This window comes from Microcystis sp. LE19-8.1F (assembly GCF_027531715.1).
Taxonomy (GTDB): domain Bacteria; phylum Cyanobacteriota; class Cyanobacteriia; order Cyanobacteriales; family Microcystaceae; genus Microcystis; species Microcystis wesenbergii_A.
In genome coordinates, this window is the sequence record NZ_JAPZSO010000082.1 from 1 (window position 1) to 17596 (window position 17596).

The window sequence follows — 17596 nt, forward strand, 5'->3', positions numbered from 1 at the left end:
GGTTTTCCATTATGAATAGAACCATTCTTGATACGCTAAGACGCATTTAAAGCGCTTATTCTTAAGATTAGCCGAATCTCCCCCAATCCCTTTACTGTTGCCTCTTGCAAGAGTGCCTCTTGCCTCGTCTCAACAAGCAATTTAAATGCGCGGGCAGCTTACTATGGTGAGAACCACAACACCGGACAGGGGAATAGAGTCGGACTAGAGGGGTGATTTTGTTCGGTGCTAGACTGATATTTGAGTAAGCCAGACAGGAGCCACAAAAAGATATTTATCAGAAAAGTCATGAGCAAGCTAGAGGTATAAAGACTGATCGGGTTCCAATTATTTTTATTAATAAATATTTGACACACTTCATACCGGATAAGCAAGAGGGCTACGCCACTACTACCAAATCATTACCAATCTCTGAAAAATCCTGATAGTTATATTTATGTAGATGCTGCTAACTTATGAGGAAAGTCGCCTTTCTAACCCGAAGTTTTGATGAGTTTAACCAATGAGCGATCGCAGACAAAAAAGTTTACGCTAAAATTGTCAGCCTTATTAAAGATGTTCAAAGAGAGCCTTTTTCTGGATTAGGAAAACCAGAAGCATTAAAACATGAACTATCAGGATTATGGTCACGACGCATTAGAAAAGAACATCGCCTAGTTGATAGCGTGTCTGATCAAGAAATTGTTATTGTTTCCTGTAAATTTCACTACTAATAATCGCCAGAAATTCCCGAACTAGCTGAGAGCAAGAATTAGGGTACACGAAAACTTAGGAAGAATTTCCGAAGAAAGTGAAAACCAACCTACATTTTTCTTTTATGAGAAATTAATTGAATAGAACATTGCAAGTCAGAACAGGATTATGTTGATTTTGGACTCGACTTTAACAGTCTTGAATACTTTAAACAGGATTTAGTATTACACAAAAGCTAGAACCTCTGGAAGTGCGTTGCAAGGGAGATCCTTGCAACGAGGTAGAAATGAGAAGAACCCTTTACTTATTAATTTTTCACAAAAGTAAATTTACCATTTTTACCATCGGCATCCATTTTAATTTGTGCCACGGAGAATTTATCCTGAATGATTTCTCCTTCGGGAGTAAAAGCAATATCTCCCAAGACAGTGACATACTTACCCGCTAAAATTTCCTGATTTAATTGTTGGCGAATTTGTTCGAGGGAAAGTGTACTGAGTTTATTTTTATCATCTACCCGTTTTAAGGCCTCGACAAAAACTTGAATTCCCGTAAAAGCTTGAGCGGTAAATTGGGGCGGTGCTTTTTTATTTTCTGCTGTATAATCGGCGACAAAATCCCGATTAATAGGATTATCTAATTCCGGGTTATAAGCTTGAGCAATGAGAATACCATCACATTGAGCTTGACAAACCGGGAAAATATTAGAAGTATTTAAACCGTTGCCCCCAATAATTAACCCTTGATAGCCTAATTGTCGCAACTGTTTGACCAAATTGCCCCCGTCAGCAACCAAACCAGAAATAACCACTAAATCCGGTTTAATATTAATAGCGGCGGTGGCTTGGTTTTGAAAATCTGTATCGGTGGTTTGGAATTTCTGCACGGTGACAATATCAAGATTTAAACTCTTCAGGGTTTCTTGAAAAGTTTCCGTTTCCGATTTACTAAAAGCATCATTTTGGGCAAAAAAGACAGCCACTTTTTTAATCTTGGGATCGATTTTTAAAGCGGTTTTAACCGCATTGGGAGCGACCACAGCCACAGGAGCGGACACCCTACCCACATATTCACCGATCTGGGGGATACCTTTAGCCGTGTTAGACGGGCCGAGAATGGGAACTTTGGCTCGATCGGCGATCGGACTAGCGGCAAAAGCTTGCTGGGAAAGGGAGGGACCAAGAATACCCACCACCTTATCTTGAGTGATTAGGGTATTAATGGCGTTGATCGCTCCCGGTTCATCCCCGGCCACATCCTGGATAATAACTTTAATCGGTGTTCCATTGACTCCGCCCTTTTTATTAAAATATGTTTCAGCCATCTTGACACCGATCACCTGTTCCTGTCCCAATAGGGCGAGATTGCTGGTTTGAGCTAAAGCGGCACCGATGGGAATAGCAGCAGTGGCGGCGTTTTCTGCGGGACTGGGGTTAGTTTGACTGGTGGGAGTGCTGGAATTACAGGCCACCACTAAACCAAAAGTGACTAGGGATAGTATTAAGGGGATTAATAAACGTTTTCTGAGCATCTTAACTCTCCAGGAGGATGATATTGTTGATGACACTATTATTTCGCTAATCGGGTTGATTTCAGCGATAATTCTCGACGCAATCGGACCGGATTCTGCTCCCTTAGCACCCTTTATTTCCCCTAATTTTGTTGATTAACCCCCCCGTCTCACCTCCGTTTTCAGAAAAACGATTTGCCTTTTCTGGTTCTGTCGCCTAACCTAGTAGTTAGGGAATCTATTATCGCCTTTCCCGTCCACAAACCCCGAAGCGAAAACATCCATTTAAGATTATGACTAACCCCGTTATTCACGCCTTTTTCCTCGGACGAGCGATCGCTGAAGTGGTCAGTGAACAGCTAGAAGATGCGTTTACCAACGCTTTAAGCGAATTAGGCAAATTTGATGCCGAACAACGGGAAAACCTGCGGCAATTCGTCGAAGAAGTGCAAATGAGAGCCGATCGAGCCATGGAAAAGGGAGTATATACTGGTACAGAGTCCAGTGGTTCCTCCAGTGCCGATGTGCAGGAAAACATCGACGAAATGCGCGCCGAAATCGCCCAATTGCGCTCGGAACTAAAAAACCATCGTAATTAACCCAAAACCCCCTTTTAGTCGCTTTAAAGCCCCAAAAATTGCGTGTCAGCCCTTCTCCCTGTCCCCGTTACCCCAGAGTTAAACCCAGCAATGCCGGCCCTCCAAGTCGCCAAAAATAGCTATCGTTGGAATCGAGAAAGCTATTCCATCAATCGTCGTCGTCTAGATATTTGGCGATTCGTTCTGACTGTACTTTATCAATTCTGGCTCAACGGTAAAAAATGGAGCTATAACGGTGGCTATAGCCAAGAAAAACTCGCCGGCAGACGGAGAAAACAGGCCGCTTGGATTCGGGAAACCATGCTAGAATTGGGACCGACTTTTATTAAAGTCGGTCAACTGTTCTCCACCCGCGCCGATCTTTTTCCCCTGGAATATGTGGAAGAACTCTCGAAACTACAGGATCAGGTTCCCGCATTTACCTACGAACAGGCCAGCAAAATTATCGAGGTATCCCTCGGTAAACCCCTCAATAAACTCTTTAAAAGCTTCGATCCTATCCCCCTAGCAGCCGCTAGTTTAGGGCAAGTTCACCGGGCCCAACTGAACAGCGGGGAAGATGTGGTGGTCAAAGTCCAACGGCCCGGATTGAAAAAATTATTTAGTATCGATCTGGCTATCCTGAAAAAAATCGCCCAATACTTCCAAAATCATCCCAAATGGGGTAAAGGTCGCGATTGGACGGGTATTTATGAAGAATGCTGTAAAATTCTCTGGGAAGAAACCGATTATCTTAACGAAGGTCGTAACGCTGACACTTTTCGCCGTAATTTTCGCGGGGAAGATTGGGTGAAAGTGCCAAAAGTCTATTGGCGCTACACCTCTCCCCGGGTTTTAACCCTAGAATACCTCCCTGGCATCAAAATCAGTCATTATGAGGCCCTAGAAGCGGCTGGACTCGATCGCAAATTGTTGGCTAAACTGGGGGCAAAAGCCTATCTAATTCAACTGCTCAATAACGGCTTTTTTCACGCGGATCCTCACCCTGGCAATATCGCCGTTGATAGTGATGGCTCCTTAATTTTCTACGATTTCGGCATGATGGGACAAATTAAAACCAATGTGCGCGAAAAATTAATGCAGACTCTCTTGGGAATTGCCCAAAAAGATGCCGATCGCGTGGTCACTTCTCTGGTCGATTTAGGAGCATTAACTGCTAATGGTGATATGGGAGCAGTGCGGCGATCGATCCAGTATATGCTCGATAACTTCATGGATAAACCCTTTGAGGAGCAATCCGTGGCCGCTATCAGCGATGATCTCTATGAAATCGCCTACGATCAGCCTTTTCGCTTTCCTGCTACCTTTACCTTCGTCATGCGAGCATTTTCTACCCTGGAAGGGGTAGGCAAAGGACTCGATCCTGAATTTAACTTTATGGAAGTGGCCCAACCTTTTGCCCTGCAATTAGTAAATGATATGACAGGAAATAATGGCAGTAATATCCTCGATGAGTTAGGACGACAAGCGGCCCAAGTGAGCAGCACCGCCCTGAGTTTACCCCGACGCATCGATGATACGATCGAAAAATTAGAACGGGGTGATATCCGCGTCCGGGTACGTTCCAGCGAATCCGATCGACTTTTGCGGCGATTGGGTATGATTCAAATGGGAACCAACTATACTTTACTGATCAGTGCTTTGCTTATCTCAGCGACTCTTCTATTTGTCAATGGTTTTGGTTGGTTAACTTTAGTACCGATGGCGATTTCGCTGCTGCCGGGGATAGCCCTCTTGAGACTTTGGCGAAAAATTGAACGTCAGGATCGTATGATGTAATTGATCGCAGGATAATAAATATTGTGTTAGCAGCAGAAATTTCGATGAACAATCTTTCTTTTGGGGGAATGACCGATCCTGGTGTAGTGCGATCGGTTAATCAGGATAGTTATTATATCGACCCCGATCGCCGCTTTTTTATCGTTGCTGATGGTATGGGGGGTCATGCGGGGGGCGAGGAAGCTAGTCAAATCGCCACTAAAACTATCCAAGCTCATCTAGAAGAACACTGGAATTCTGACCTGGCTGCCGGGGAATTGCTGCAGGAGGCAATTACTGCCGCTAACGAGAAGATTATTGAAGATCAGCTGAAAAATCCTGAAAGACAGGACATGGGGACAACCCTAGTCATGGCTATCTTCCGAGATGATGGACCTTGGTACACCCATATTGGTGATTCCCGTCTCTATCGCTTTCGTGAGCAAAAATTAGAACAGGTGACGGAAGATCATACTTGGGTAGCTAGGGCGATGAGAATGGGCGATATGTCCGAACAAGAAGCGAAAAACCACCCTTGGCGGCACGTTTTATTTCAATGTCTTGGTCGTCGCAATTTGCCCCCAGCGACGGTATCTCCCCTCGATGTGCAATCCGGCGATAGTTTAATTCTCTGTAGTGATGGTTTGACGGAAGAAGTTTCCGACGAGGAAATTAGCGATTATTTGCAAACCGGTGCTGATTGTCAGGAAATTGTCGAGAATTTAGTGGCAGCGGCCAAAAAAGCCGGCGGTTCCGATAATATCACTGTGGTCATGGTAAGCTGTTGACTATCTAGGGGTTGCGGCAAAAAGTTTCTCGTGGGGAAGTGGGGAAGTGGGGTGATGGGAAGAATAAATAAAAATAATCTCCTGCCGAGAAAACGGGTTTCTCGGAGAGAAAACGGGTTTCTCGGAGAAACCCGTTTTCTGTGTGTTACTCAACGGATTTAGTATTACTCGATCGCTCCTGCTTGTTGTAATAAAGAAACGATCGCCTGATGGTGATTAAACTTAGCTAACATTAAAGCAGTCATTCCCCCGGGATTTTTCTGATTTAAGTTCACTTTTCCCCGGTCTAACAAAACTTTAACCGTGTCGAGACAACCGTGATAACTGGCCGACATTAAAGCGGAAGCGCCGCTAAAATCGAGTTTATTGACATCAGCACCGATATCGATTAACCGGCGCACCAATTGACTATTATTGCCCTCACAAGCTTTCATAAGGACGGTTTGGCCATCGGGATAAACGGCGTTGGGATTGGCCCCGTAGTCGAGGAGATAACGGCAGATTTCCGTAAATTTGCCCTGTAGAGCTAAAGTTAATGGTGTTTCTCCCTGCTGAGTTAGGTTAGGATCCGCCCCCTGTTTTAACAATTCTAAAACGATCGCTTCGTATCCTTGCATCGTGGCGATGAGCAAGGGTGTATCACCAAAATGGTTACGGTGATTGACAAAAGCGCCGGCTTGTAGTAAGGCCCGGACGATCTCTAAATGTCCTTCGATCGTCGCTAGATGCAGGGCCGTTTCTCCGGCCTGATTTTGATTGTCAATACTAGCCCCCTGAGCGAGTAAAAGTCGGACAATATGGAAATATCCCTCAGCAGCGGCGATCATCAGGGCAGTTTCTCCCTCCTCCGTGCTAATATTCGGATTGGCTCCCGCTTGCAGTAAAGTTTGTACGCTGCCGAGATTTCCCCTCTCTACAGCCAAAATTAGGGGAGTTTCCCCAGATAAAGTGGGAGAATCGAGGGGCATACCACGGTTAATAAACAATTCGAGGATTTCCGGGCGATTGGCGACGAGAGCCTGTAACCAAGCTTCTTGACGGATTTCTTCATCTACACCACTGTTGAGCAGTAAACGGACAATTGCGGCGTAATTTTGGCTAATAGCTACAGATAAAGCCGTATCTCCATCCCGATCGCGCATATTGACCCGAGCGCCGGCGATTAATAACTGTTCTGCGATCGCTATATGACCCTTATAAATGGCGATCATTAGTGCTGGTGTACCATCTTGATTGACCTGATTGATATTAGCACCGGCGGCGATTAATTGAGCGAGGATTTCACCGTGATTGAGGGCCGCCGCTAACATAAGGGGGCTTAAACCTTGGGGTTGTTTACTTTTGTTGATATCAGCCCCAAATTCCCGCAAAATCGCCACAATTTCCCCATGCCCCCCCTGCACGGCATAGATTAAAGCCGTAGTATTTTGGGCATCAGTGGCGTTGACATTTGCCCCCTGACTTAGTAAAGCTTGAACTCGCGCCAGATTGCCCTGACGCGCCGCTTGCATTAACAAGATATCCCAATTAGAAGCCATTAACAGTGACCGCTCGGCAGAAGGTATTTTTTCTATTATCGATCTTTTTAGACAGGTAAACGGACTTTAAAACTACCACCCCGTTCGCTAAATTTAATCCCATTGCCCACTTGCCACGGGCCACTTCCCCGCCGGAAAATTAATTTTATTGGTCTGCCAAGATCTGGTCATCGATCGCCAAGTCTATTTCTTGCTGATCGCGACCAGAAGCGAGATAATCATTCTGGAAGGAGTCTGTTAAACCACTGACCAGATCATATTCGGGCTGCCAGTTTAACTCACGGATGGCTTTATTGATATCAGCGTAAAAATGTTGAACCCGCAGGGGGAAAGGTTTCTTTTTGCCGAAGTCAAATTTTTTGGGGTTATAGTTAACAATCTCGATTTCATCGGCATTTTTTCCCATCGCTGCCGCGCAAGCTTTCGCTAAACCGTTAAAAGTTACATAGCGATCGCCTGAAATATTATACACTTGACCAATAGTCTGAGAATTACCCAGTACTGCCGCCATGGACTTAGCTAGATCGACAACGTGACCAAATTGGGTAAAATGTTCCCCATGACCGGGTATAGGAATAGGACGATTACGAACCAAACGGTCAAAAAACCAAGCTTCTAGGTCATTATAGTTGCCCGGTCCGTAGATATAAACCGGACGGATGGAAGTCCAGGGTAAACCCATCTCGCTTAAATAGTTTTCTGTCTCGTGTTTTCCCTTGTGGCGACTTTTGGGATCTAGTTTATCCCCTTCTTTATGGGGCATTTGGTCGGATTTTAAATAAACCCCCGCCGAGCTAACATAGATAAAATGCCCGATTCTGTCCTTAAAAATTTCGACAAGGGGCTGAGTATCCCTTAATTCTCTGCCATTATTATCGAAAATTGCCTCAAAACTCTCATTTTTCAGCTTTTCTTGCAGTTGCTCTGGGTCAGTGCGATCGCCTTGTATCTGTCGTACTCCAGCAACCGGGGCGGGTTTATTGCCACGATTGAATAATACTACCTCATGACCCTGTTCTACTAACACTTTAGTCAAAGAAACACCGATAAATCGGGTTCCACCCATAATTAAAATTTTCATAGTCGCCATTGTCAATATCAAGGTTATATTATCCGTTCTGTTAAACTTACTCAAATCTACTCATGAGCAAATTTGACGTTAACTTCCTGCTTCACTGTAGTAGTGTCGGCACTATCTACTCTACAAGCTGACACGGTGGAACTCACCGCCAAAGAAGCTAGATTTAGACTAGCGTTCAAGTCTCGACCGCAAACTACATGGCATTGCTCACACTCAAAAACTCTTTCAGTTAAAGATAGAGACTCTTTTTTGTACCCACAATTGGAACAGGTTTTACTGCTAGGAAACCACCTATCGGCTATGATTAATTCCGAACCATACAACTGAGTTTTATAATCAAGTTGTCTTCGGAACTCGTAAAAACCCATATCCTGAAAGGCTTTAGCTAATTGGTGATTAGCCATCATCCCAGACACATTTAAATCCTCAATTACTATCTGTCCGTGGTTCTTGGCTAAATAAGTGGTGAGTTTATGTAACGTATCTTTACGGATATTAGCTATTTTAAAATGAAGTTTAGCTATTTGCCGTTGGGCTTTGTTCCAATTATTTGAACCTTTTACCTTATGTCGGTTCAAGTATTGAAGTCTGGCTAATTGTTTTTCGTATTTACGATAACTTTTAGAGCCTTCAAACGTTTCACCTGTCGATAAAGTAGCCAAAGATTTAATTCCCAGATCACAACCAACTACATCATGAGTTTTATTGGTTGTTTGCTGTTCAACTTCCATCTTAAAACTAATAAACCACCTATTAGCTTTTTTACTAATAGTAACAGATTTTGGCTGGTATCCATCAGGTAGCCGCTCGTAAGTTTTTAACCAACCAATCACAGGAACTTTTATCTTTTGATGGGCAATTTTAATGTTCCCATCTAAAGTGAAACTATCCTGTTTACCTTTCTTCTTGAAATTTGGTGGTTTAGCTATCTTCTTGAAGCATCTTTTCCAAGCATCGGATAAAGCTCTTAACGCCCATTGGGGAGCGCATTTAGACACTTGGTAATACCAATCATGCTCTGATTTTACCAATGCTACCAACCATTTGTGAAGGTCAATAGCCGTAGGAAACTTGATTTTTTCATCAGGGTTAGCTTGATTATGGTCTAAAATTTGCTTGGTTAAAGCCAAACCCCAATTCCAAGCATGACGTGCGGTTCCTGCGTGTTGGGCTAATAATGAGCGTTGTTGATTATTTAGTTTTAACTCAGTCTTGAATCCTAGTAGCAACGTCTCTTAACTCCTCTACGATTTTTCTATTTTTATGGCTTCTAGAGCCATACAATCTAGCGGAAAATACCGTAATAATTTCTAAGACATCTTGCGCTAAATCCTCCTCAAATGTACTGTCTTCAGTTCGATTGATAATGACAACTTCAGTTCCGAATTGCTCACACAGACTAAAGATTAGTTCACTACCAAATCTAAGTAATCTATCCTTATGAGTTAAGAGCAATCTCTCTACTTTACTATCAACAATCAACCGAATTAATCGCTTTAATCCTTTTTTGTTGTAGTTAAGTCCTGAACCTAAGTCGTCTATAATTTCAACTTGCCAACCGTTTTGAGCGCAAAACAATTCGACAACTTCTTTTTGACGTTCTAAATCTTTCTTTTGATCATGACTAGAAACGCGACAATAGCCAACAGTATAGGAAAGATTCTCTTTTACTCCAAGCAACTGAGAGACGGTATAACGTCGATGCCCGTTAGCAGTTCTTTCTGGTATTAGTTTACCTTCAGACTCCCAACGTCTTAATGTCGATACGCTTACACCTTTTAATTTAGCCGCTTCTGATCTGGTCAACTTACTCATAGGACTATTATAGCATAAGTCATGAGTAATTTTGGATAGTATTAGTTAGGTTTTTGGTTTCTGTGATTAACCCTCGATCGGTGCAGTTTGTGGCTTGTTAGTTGTTGGGTTTTGGGGGCATCCCTTAACTATAACACTAAATCGGTTGAGGAGAGGCACTCTTGGGATAGGGAGAATAAATAATCAGTCTTTGATAACCGGATTTAGTATGAATTGGCGAAGTTTCGGTAAAATGAAGGCAATTAGTCAACAGAGGAGGTCAAAATTATGACTTTAGCCAAGGTGAAAAATCTTTATGATCGAGATTTTGCTTTGTGGATAGAGAAAACGGTTAAGCAATTAAAATCTGGGGATTTATCTCAGGTTGATTTAGAGAATTTGATCGAGGAGGTAGAATCTTTGGGAAGACGAGACAAAAGAGAACTAAAAAACCGTTTAATTACATTATTTGAACACGCTTTAAAACGGCGTTATCTTCCTTTGTCCGAATGTTATCGAGGTTGGGAAGTAACAATTAAACGCTGTCAATTTAAGTTAAAAGATATTCTTAAAGATTCTCCTAGCTTATGCAGTTTTTTAACCGATATTTGCAATGATTGTTATCAGGAAGCGGTGGAAAATATGCGAATTGAATATGATGCTAATTTTCCCGATGTTTGTCCCTTTACTAAGGATATTGATGGTTTATTAAATCATAAGTTTTGGGAAAGTTAAACTTTGATACTAAATCCGTTGAGGAGAGGCACTCTTGGGATAGGGAGAATAGGTAATCATACTAAATCCGTTGAGTAACGCACAGAAAACGGGTTTCTCGGAGAAACCCTTTTTCTACTCATGCACTCATGCAAAAAGGGGAATAAATAATCAGTCTTTGATAACCGGATTTAGTCTGAATTGGCGAAGTTTCGGTAAAATGAAGGTAATTAGTCAACAGAGGAGGTCAAAATTATGACTTTAGCAAAGGTAAAAACTCTCTATGATCAAGATTTTGCTTTGTGGATAGAGGAAACGGTCAAACAATTAAAATCTGGGGATTTATCCCGGGTTGATTTAGAGAATTTGATCGAGGAGGTGGAATCTTTGGGTAAAAGTCAACGCAAAGCGGTCGATAATTTTTTAACTCGTTTATTAGAACATTTATTAAAACGTTGTTATGTGGTTCTTCCCGATTGTTATCGGGGGTGGGAAATTGAAATTAGAAATTTTCGCAAGGAGTTGAAGAAGGAATTTAAGTATTCTCCTAGTTTGAAAAGGTTTATGATAGAGATTTTAGAAGAATGTTATCGAGAAGCTTTAGAAGCGGTGAAAGAGGATTATCCAGACTCTGATTTTCCCGATGTTTGTCCCTTTGCTGAGGATATTGATGGTTTATTAAATCATAAGTTTTGGCAGGAGTAAAAATATGCCAGTTCCTAATCCTTGGGGGGAATTGCCATCACTTGATTATCATTAACCACAACCAATTTACCGCCCAATTTTTCGATATTTTCCTTAGCTAACCTGCGGGTTTCTTCTTCTTTGCTATTTAGCCAGACTAACATCCAAGCGCCGACTCTGGGGGCGCGACTATCGGGATTAGTTTCTAAAAATTTTACTGTTCCCCTAGCGGATTTTTCGATAAATTCATTACCAGCAATTTTCGCCCAATCAGCGGCCATTTGATTCGAGTTTTTCGCCGCAGGAATATCCCCTAAAAATAATAGTTCATCCACTCCTTTATATAACCAAAGAAAATAGGCATCGGTGACATCAGGAGTGAGTTTTGATAAACCTTTATTCATAATCTCGATGGTTCTTTCGGGTTTGCCAGCATTCACGGAAGAAGCCACGGACATCATCAAATAAGCGCGGACAAATTTCGGGTCATTTTTGGTGACAATCTCCATAAAATCGGGACTTAAACCGTAACCAGTTTCCCTACGAGCATCCACATCGCCATAGTATTGTATAAACTGCAACATTGCCCAATTAGCTAACATATTGCCAAAGCCAAAGGAAGGCATATTTTTTAATAACTCAACCTGAGCATTTTCTAGGCGAGATTCTTGACTATAATTCCTCTCTAATAATTTTTCTTTAGTCAAGGTTTTCACCTTTTCCTGTTGCATTTCCACAACAGCCATGATTAGCCCACCGATAATGGCGACTAAACCAAGAGTTTTGATTAGAGATAGATTGAGAGATTTTTTTGCGCCTAGCATAGATTTAACTAAAAGTCAATAATCAGTGTAGGGTTAATTCATGAATTAACCCTACCATCGCGGTTAATTCATGAATTAACCCTACGATGAATTAACCCTACGATGAATTAACCCTACGATGAATTAACCCTACGATGAATCAACCTACCATGAATCAAGCTACAAAACACGACCTTCATAATTATAACCATTTACTTATCAACAAAAATCAAAGATTTTTTGGTTATTTTAATTAATTCTAATGCCATCAACACAATCAAGCTCGCCGGCGGAATTACTGGTAGAAACATTATCTTCTAAAGGAGTTTCATCCTCACAAATAATCCCAGTATAGGCCCCCGCTGCCGTTTGTCCGGCTGCCCCTGCATAATTTTTAATCTCGTCAGCAAATTGAGTCACAGCATTCGCTTGATAGGCGGCTCCAAAAGCATCGGGAGTAACGCTAGAATTATCGACAAAAGTATAAAATTTAGCATCGTTAATCGCAATAGGTAATTGATTCAAAGTGGTAAAAGTGACATTTTCGTAGCGATAGGCCTGTTGGGCGCGATTAATTGCTCCCAGGACTGAGCGAGCTTCTGCTTGCTTACCTTTGGCGATTTGTCCTAATAGTGATGGTATGGCAATGGCAGCGAGAATTCCTAAGATGATAATAACAACCAATAATTCTATTAAAGTAAAACCCTGCATATTTTTTCTATTTAATTTCAGCAAGAGAACAAGATAATTTTTCATGGCAGGGAAGGAAATTGAAGTAATTTTAGACTGGTTAATTAAACAAAAAAAAACAAGCGGAAGAAGTGAAAATTTTACCTTCCACCTTCCGCTAAGTATCAAATTTCGGTTATTGTGCCAGAAAGCTTCTAAGCAATCTGGGAAGAATATCTACTTAACAACTTTACCGTTGGTGCAGGAGCCACCGTCGGCCTGAGTAGGATTAGCAGTAGCGGAAACACCTGTAGTAGTGGGGTTAGTTGCCTCGCAAATGATTGCAGAAAACTCACCTTCTGCGGTTTGAGCAACAGAAGAAGAGTAGTCGCGAATATCATTATCATAAGTAGGGTTTGCATCCGCATTGGTCTGAGCACCAGTAGCACTCACACTTGTGCTATCATTGTAAACGTAGTATTGAGGTTGTATAGCTACAGGAAGTTGGTTGGTACTTGTGTTTGTCGAGAAGGTTCCAAAAAGACCATTCTCTAAGCGGTAAGCTTGTTGAGCGCGGTTAACGGTACCTAAGTTGTTGCGAGCTTCCGCTTGTCTGCCTTTGGCTACCTGACCGAGGAGGTTGGGGAGAGCGATAGCGGCGAGTACACCGATGATGATAACGACAACTAGAAGTTCGATGAGGGTGAAACCTTTGTTACCGTTCTTTTTGTTGAGAGCTTGGATGAGTTTGAATTTAAAAGTAGAGTTCATAGGTATATCCTTGTGGTGGGTAGGTGTGATTTTTCTTTCCTACAAACAACTTACCCACCTGTTTCAGGAAACCTATCACCCTTGGCAAAAATTTTTTTTGGGGAGTTGGGGGGCCGTTTCTAGGAGCCACTTCCAGGGATTAGGGAAAAAACCAAAAAGTTTAGCAGCACCTCCCAAGACAGCGACCACCAAAGCGTTGACATCCTCGCCGCCGTAAAACGGACGGCGATTCCCAAACCTCACGATTTGGGCTTCGGCCGTGAGCTTTTGCGTTCGACAAAAGCTCACGCCGAGGTCCGAACGGAGACGGGAGACGGGAGACGGGAGACGGGAGACGGGAGACGGGAGACAGCTATTAGGGATCGGATTTGAGTTTTCAGTTCACTGTTTCCTCACATCAGAAGTCTGACGGAGTAGTGGCTTAGATGTGTAATTAATTGTGCTTAGATACTTAGCAGTTTCAACGATAACTTGGCTCTTCTCGTTTCTGTATAGTCTTACCTCGTTGCCAGGCTCTCCCTTGCAAGGCACTTCCAGAGATTCTAGCTCTTGTGTAACCCATCAGGGAAGGGAGAAAAACCCTCCCTTGTCCCATGCCAAGGTAGAACCTTGGCAGGAGACAAAGCGCTGATGATCACAGAAAGTCGAGAAGAGTAGAAAGAACCCTGTAGAGGCGCAAGGAACCTACAACCTGGGACTGATCTCATTGACTTATTTTTTAAGGCATTCAATAATACAAATATCTTCTTGAGTCGGAATAATTTGATTTAATTTTAAACCCGCTTGGCTCAACAATTCCTCAAATTCTTCTGCGGTTCTTTCTTTACCTCCTGGAAACATAACTAACATATTCAGGTCTAACATTTTAGCCGCCGAAGGATTATTACCCGAAGGAACAACCATTTCCAAGACCAAAACTTTACCGTTACTATCTAAAGCTTGACAACAGTTTTTCAAAATAGCAATCGCTCGTCGATCATCCCAATCATGAATAATATGTTTTAGTAAATAGCCATCTCCTCCCGACGGTACGGATTCAAAAAAACTACCCCCAACGGTTTGACAACGATGGAGAATGCCGTGTTTTTCTAAAGTGGGTTGACAATGGGAAATTACATATTCTTCATCAAAAAGAATTCCTTTGAGGTGGGGATATTGCTCTAAGATTGTCCCCAACATCTCACCGTATCCCCCACCTACATCTACTAGGGTTTGAAATTCCGAGAAATCATACACAGCCAAAATAGCTTTCTCCTCCGAAAAAGAAAAACTATTCATCGACTGTTCAAAAATCTCGGCATCTAGCGGATGGGTTTGAAAATATTCAAAGACCCCCATCCCAAAGACATCATCAAAGGATGGTTGTCCTGTTTTAATACTATGTAAGCTAAGACGCATTTAAACCGCTCATTCTTAGATTAGCCGAATCTCCCCCCCCTTGCCCCCCGACGTCGGGGGGTGTTGCCTTTTGCCTCTTGCCTCTTGCCTCGTCTCAACAAGCAATTTAAATTACGAACAGCTTAACACATTTCCCCAAGCTTGATAATGGGGGGCTTCTCCTAACATAATTGCTGTCGCTTTTACTGACCGGGGATGGTCACTAGATAAATGTTCGGCTAAGGGAGTTAGTATAAACTGTTGAGATTCAGTTTCTTGAAAAATTCCTACACTAGCTAATGCTCGCATCAGTCGATATAAAGCAGCAGGATTAGTCTCAGTTAGGGAGGCCAAATCTTGACAGGATTTCGCTCCTTTGCTTAAATGCTCGGCTAGACTCAATTTAGCCGCAGCATAGATGGCCTGAGATAGCCAGTAACCGGAAACCATTTGGGTTAATTGAAGATGAAGAGGGAGTTCAGGTAAGGACATAAGCAACTTTTACGCGAATAAAATTAAACATTACCATATAGAATAAGCTGCCCGCGCATTTAAATTGCCTGTTGAGATGAGGCACTTTTGCAAGAGTCAACAGGAAAGGGATTGGGGGAGATTCAGCTAATTTCTAAGCGCTAGTAGAGAGATAAGTAGCTGGTTATAATTAAATTAAAAATGGATTTTAGGTTCGATCCCCCCTGCCCCCCTTGATAAGGGGGGTGCCGATCCCCCCTTAGTCCCCCCTTAATCCCCCCTTGATAAGGGGGGTGTCTGATAATTTTTAACGCCTACCTACTTAAATACAAAATTTCAATCCAAAATTTAAAGCGGGTTTCCATTCAATTAATTTCTAAGCGCGAGTAGAGAGGTTAATTCATGAATTAACCCTACAAATGTTTCCATTCAATTAATTTCTAAGCGCGAGTAGAGAGCTACCATCACCAGACGGTGGCCTGTTCACTCCGTCCGTTGTCAGGCATTCCGCTCAAATCTTTTTTATCCTTCCATTTTCCGCCCCAATTCATTTGCTCGTCTCGTCCCTTATTATCGCATTGCCAACAAGCGTGAGCCACACAACGTTATAAGCTGTACTGAATTTAAACTGCCTATTGGAAATTTTAGGACAAATGCTCAAACTGCCTCTCCCCGCTCCTCTGCAATCTTAACGAATAATTTAGATAGTCAACAGCTTACCTGTCCTTGTGTGGCTTGCGTCGTCTCACGCAGGATTGGGGTGGCGAGGATAGATCTGCTCGGCGCGGTTGAACAATATCCAGCTGGTCAGAATGTACTTGTCTTGAGACTCCGGCACATTGCCGCGATGGGTGTGGGTAAAACCGGCGGGAGCGATCACCATCGTCCCAGAGGTTGGCTTGAGCTTCCGTTCTTGGTACAAGAACTCCGTCTCACCACCGCGCTCTACATCGTTCAGATAGAACATAAACAAAAGGACGCGATGGAGCGTCTCAGCAGCTGGGTCACAAGGATAGATTTCCGAATGCCAGTAGTAGTAACCACCGAGACTCTTCCCGTATTTCTGAACGTTGATCGCTCCTGGTCGAAACATTCTGAATAGGTACTCGGCGAGTTCCGGGTCTGATGCCGCCCCAACATCCGCAGCTGTTAAGGGTCTGAGCAGTCCGGTAGCCGGATCTTGCAAGCTTAATGCAAACGCACTGGTGATCAAGTATGGATACTTGCGAATGTACAACATCAGGTGACGCAGTGTGCTGTCGAGTATCTGACTGTGCAAATCGCTCCACTCGGAGAGGCCTGTGATGGTGATGTCGGTGCTGTTCTTCTTGGATTTGTCGACTCCATGACCGATCCGTCCATCTGACTTGCGATCGCTGGCTTCGAAACGATGCCTGATCTCTTCGCACAATTGGGGGGGTAAAGCATTTTCGTACATCTCGATAAAGTCAGTTGTCATTCCAGTTTTCCCACCCCAAAGCCCTAGATATCTACGCACGCAGTCACGGCTCCCATCTGGTTGATTATTATAACAGGTTTGCGTTGCATCAAGACCTTTGCCCGTATCCGGAGGCAGATGCACGCTGAGGCAAAGGTTTCAGTTTCCATTCAATTAATTTCTAAGCGCGAGTAGAGATAGGAAAATGGCTTTAATTGAATTGTAGGGCTAATTCATGAATTAGCCCTACAATAATTTTCCATTCAATTAATTTCTAAGTGCGAGTAGAGAGTTACCCATATTTACGGAAAAGAACCAAAGCAATTAGATTGTTTCCATTCAATTAATTTCTCTAGCGAGTAGAGAGAAAAGCAGGATTAATTGATGAATTTGTTCCGTATGGGTTTCCATTCAATTAATTTCTCTAGCGAGTAGAGAGTTGTTAATTCTTTGGATTCTTCTGAATTTGCAGCACTGTTTCCATTCAATTAATTTCTCTAGCGAGTAGAGAGTAACTCAGGAACAATATAAAGCGGTAACAGGAGTTAAGTTTCCATTCAATTAATTTCTCTAGCGAGTAGAGAGGCCTTTAAATCTTTCTGATATTAATCGAGAATATTTAGTTTCCATTCAATTAATTTCTCTAGCGAGTAGAGAGTTGAGAATGTTGACGCTTGCGGAACTGCAAGTGTAATTGTTTCCATTCAATTAATTTCTCTAGCGAGTAGAGAGCAAAACAAGTGATTTTCATCCTGAATCTTTTATCGAGTTTCCATTCAATTAATTTCTCTAGCGAGTAGAGAGTATTATCGAGAAACCTACAGAACACCACAGAAAAGTTTCCATTCAATTAATTTCTCTAGCGAGTAGAGAGTTATCCGTTTCGATATTCGGAAGGAGTTCATTAT

General features: G+C 42.6%; 16 protein-coding genes, 3 pseudogenes and 1 CRISPR repeat array. Of the genes and pseudogenes, 6 read left to right on the plus strand and 13 right to left on the minus strand.

The window, feature by feature from the left end:
* Positions 1-160 precede the first annotated feature (160 nt).
* Positions 161-290, minus strand: a pseudogene (locus O9334_RS08450) (ISNCY family transposase); the annotation flags it as partial.
* Positions 291-509: 219 nt separating this feature from the next.
* Here O9334_RS08450 and O9334_RS08455 point away from each other — a divergent pair.
* On the plus strand, positions 510-713 hold the full coding sequence (locus O9334_RS08455; RefSeq protein ID WP_072024843.1) for a Txe/YoeB family addiction module toxin: 204 nt from the start codon (positions 510-512) through the stop codon (positions 711-713).
* Positions 714-1000: 287 nt separating this feature from the next.
* On the opposite strand, the gene O9334_RS08460 is transcribed toward O9334_RS08455, so the two are convergent.
* A complete protein-coding gene (locus O9334_RS08460) occupies positions 1001-2224 on the minus strand; it encodes an ABC transporter substrate-binding protein (RefSeq protein ID WP_287999823.1) in 1224 nt (407 codons plus the stop codon).
* Positions 2225-2496: 272 nt separating this feature from the next.
* Here O9334_RS08460 and O9334_RS08465 point away from each other — a divergent pair, with 272 nt between their 5' ends.
* The 3 genes from O9334_RS08465 (at position 2497) to O9334_RS08475 (ending at position 5348) form a co-directional block, all read left to right on the plus strand.
* On the plus strand, positions 2497-2802 hold the full coding sequence (locus O9334_RS08465) for a DUF6825 family protein (RefSeq protein WP_045359548.1): 306 nt from the start codon (positions 2497-2499) through the stop codon (positions 2800-2802).
* Positions 2803-2892: 90 nt separating this feature from the next.
* Entirely contained in the window at positions 2893-4581 is a 1689-nt protein-coding gene (locus O9334_RS08470) for an ABC1 kinase family protein (protein WP_152607008.1), read from the plus strand.
* A 44-nt stretch (positions 4582-4625) separates the two neighbouring features.
* Positions 4626-5348: a Stp1/IreP family PP2C-type Ser/Thr phosphatase gene (locus O9334_RS08475; protein WP_287999824.1), complete on the plus strand. Its 723-nt coding sequence runs from the start codon at positions 4626-4628 to the stop codon at positions 5346-5348.
* A 164-nt stretch (positions 5349-5512) separates the two neighbouring features.
* Here the strand turns inward: O9334_RS08475 and O9334_RS08480 are convergent, their stop codons facing one another.
* The 4 genes from O9334_RS08480 to O9334_RS08495 all read right to left on the minus strand — a co-directional run bounded on the left by O9334_RS08480 (position 5513) and on the right by O9334_RS08495 (position 9782).
* Positions 5513-6886 (minus strand): ankyrin repeat domain-containing protein, encoded by a 1374-nt coding sequence (locus O9334_RS08480; RefSeq protein WP_045359545.1) that lies wholly within the window; start codon positions 6884-6886, stop codon positions 5513-5515.
* Between the two features lie 145 nt (positions 6887-7031).
* A complete protein-coding gene (locus tag O9334_RS08485) occupies positions 7032-7967 on the minus strand; it encodes an NAD-dependent epimerase/dehydratase family protein (protein ID WP_287999834.1) in 936 nt (311 codons plus the stop codon).
* Positions 7968-8023: 56 nt separating this feature from the next.
* Positions 8024-9196, minus strand: a complete 1173-nt coding sequence (locus O9334_RS08490; RefSeq protein ID WP_287999825.1) for an RNA-guided endonuclease InsQ/TnpB family protein — start codon at positions 9194-9196, stop codon at positions 8024-8026.
* On the minus strand, positions 9174-9782 hold the full coding sequence (locus O9334_RS08495) for an IS607 family transposase (RefSeq protein ID WP_287999826.1): 609 nt from the start codon (positions 9780-9782) through the stop codon (positions 9174-9176). Before O9334_RS08495 ends, O9334_RS08490 begins: the two co-directional genes overlap by 23 nt.
* A gap of 267 nt (positions 9783-10049) precedes the next feature.
* Between O9334_RS08495 and O9334_RS08500 the strand changes: the two genes are divergently transcribed.
* Positions 10050-10496, plus strand: coding sequence for a DUF29 domain-containing protein (locus O9334_RS08500; protein ID WP_287999827.1), 447 nt, complete (start codon positions 10050-10052; stop codon positions 10494-10496).
* Positions 10497-10730: 234 nt separating this feature from the next.
* The gene (locus O9334_RS08505) at positions 10731-11180 is read left to right on the plus strand and encodes a DUF29 domain-containing protein (RefSeq protein ID WP_287999828.1); all 450 of its coding nucleotides are present in this window, start codon (positions 10731-10733) and stop codon (positions 11178-11180) included.
* Between the two features lie 14 nt (positions 11181-11194).
* Here O9334_RS08505 and O9334_RS08510 read toward each other — a convergent pair whose 3' ends face one another.
* The 7 genes and pseudogenes from O9334_RS08510 to O9334_RS08540 all read right to left on the minus strand — a co-directional run bounded on the left by O9334_RS08510 (position 11195) and on the right by O9334_RS08540 (position 16709).
* The gene (locus tag O9334_RS08510) at positions 11195-11983 is read right to left on the minus strand and encodes a hypothetical protein (RefSeq protein ID WP_045359536.1); all 789 of its coding nucleotides are present in this window, start codon (positions 11981-11983) and stop codon (positions 11195-11197) included.
* Between the two features lie 228 nt (positions 11984-12211).
* Entirely contained in the window at positions 12212-12718 is a 507-nt protein-coding gene (locus O9334_RS08515; RefSeq protein WP_287999829.1) for a type IV pilin-like G/H family protein, read from the minus strand.
* 150 nt (positions 12719-12868) lie between these two features.
* A complete protein-coding gene (locus O9334_RS08520; RefSeq protein ID WP_287999830.1) occupies positions 12869-13402 on the minus strand; it encodes a type IV pilin protein in 534 nt (177 codons plus the stop codon).
* A gap of 75 nt (positions 13403-13477) precedes the next feature.
* Positions 13478-13645: a hypothetical protein gene (locus O9334_RS08525; protein ID WP_287999831.1), complete on the minus strand. Its 168-nt coding sequence runs from the start codon at positions 13643-13645 to the stop codon at positions 13478-13480.
* 468 nt (positions 13646-14113) lie between these two features.
* A pseudogene (locus O9334_RS08530) lies at positions 14114-14785 on the minus strand (methyltransferase); the annotation flags it as partial.
* A 138-nt stretch (positions 14786-14923) separates the two neighbouring features.
* Positions 14924-15271 (minus strand): annotated as a pseudogene (locus tag O9334_RS08535) (methyltransferase family protein); the annotation flags it as partial.
* 724 nt (positions 15272-15995) lie between these two features.
* Complete coding sequence (locus tag O9334_RS08540) at positions 15996-16709, minus strand: 2OG-Fe(II) oxygenase (protein ID WP_190380628.1); 714 nt, start codon at positions 16707-16709, stop codon at positions 15996-15998.
* 310 nt (positions 16710-17019) lie between these two features.
* Positions 17020-17562: a CRISPR direct-repeat array (repeat unit 36 nt; unit sequence GTTTCCATTCAATTAATTTCTCTAGCGAGTAGAGAG).
* Positions 17563-17596 lie beyond the last annotated feature (34 nt).

Bases quoted from the DNA above. Each gene is read 5' to 3' on its own strand.
- O9334_RS08495 (WP_287999826.1), bottom strand. From the start codon at position 9,782: ATGAGTAAGTTGACCAGATCAGAAGCGGCTAAATTAAAAGGTGTAAGC.
- O9334_RS08520 (WP_287999830.1), bottom strand. From the start codon at position 13,402: ATGAACTCTACTTTTAAATTCAAACTCATCCAAGCTCTCAACAAAAAG.
- O9334_RS08485 (WP_287999834.1), bottom strand. From the start codon at position 7,967: ATGAAAATTTTAATTATGGGTGGAACCCGATTTATCGGTGTTTCTTTG.
- O9334_RS08465 (WP_045359548.1), top strand. From the start codon at position 2,497: ATGACTAACCCCGTTATTCACGCCTTTTTCCTCGGACGAGCGATCGCT.
- O9334_RS08505 (WP_287999828.1), top strand. From the start codon at position 10,731: ATGACTTTAGCAAAGGTAAAAACTCTCTATGATCAAGATTTTGCTTTG.
- O9334_RS08460 (WP_287999823.1), bottom strand. From the start codon at position 2,224: ATGCTCAGAAAACGTTTATTAATCCCCTTAATACTATCCCTAGTCACT.
- O9334_RS08510 (WP_045359536.1), bottom strand. From the start codon at position 11,983: ATGCTAGGCGCAAAAAAATCTCTCAATCTATCTCTAATCAAAACTCTT.
- O9334_RS08480 (WP_045359545.1), bottom strand. From the start codon at position 6,886: ATGGCTTCTAATTGGGATATCTTGTTAATGCAAGCGGCGCGTCAGGGC.
- O9334_RS08470 (WP_152607008.1), top strand. From the start codon at position 2,893: ATGCCGGCCCTCCAAGTCGCCAAAAATAGCTATCGTTGGAATCGAGAA.
- O9334_RS08475 (WP_287999824.1), top strand. From the start codon at position 4,626: ATGAACAATCTTTCTTTTGGGGGAATGACCGATCCTGGTGTAGTGCGA.
- O9334_RS08515 (WP_287999829.1), bottom strand. From the start codon at position 12,718: ATGAAAAATTATCTTGTTCTCTTGCTGAAATTAAATAGAAAAAATATG.
- O9334_RS08540 (WP_190380628.1), bottom strand. From the start codon at position 16,709: ATGACAACTGACTTTATCGAGATGTACGAAAATGCTTTACCCCCCCAA.
- O9334_RS08500 (WP_287999827.1), top strand. From the start codon at position 10,050: ATGACTTTAGCCAAGGTGAAAAATCTTTATGATCGAGATTTTGCTTTG.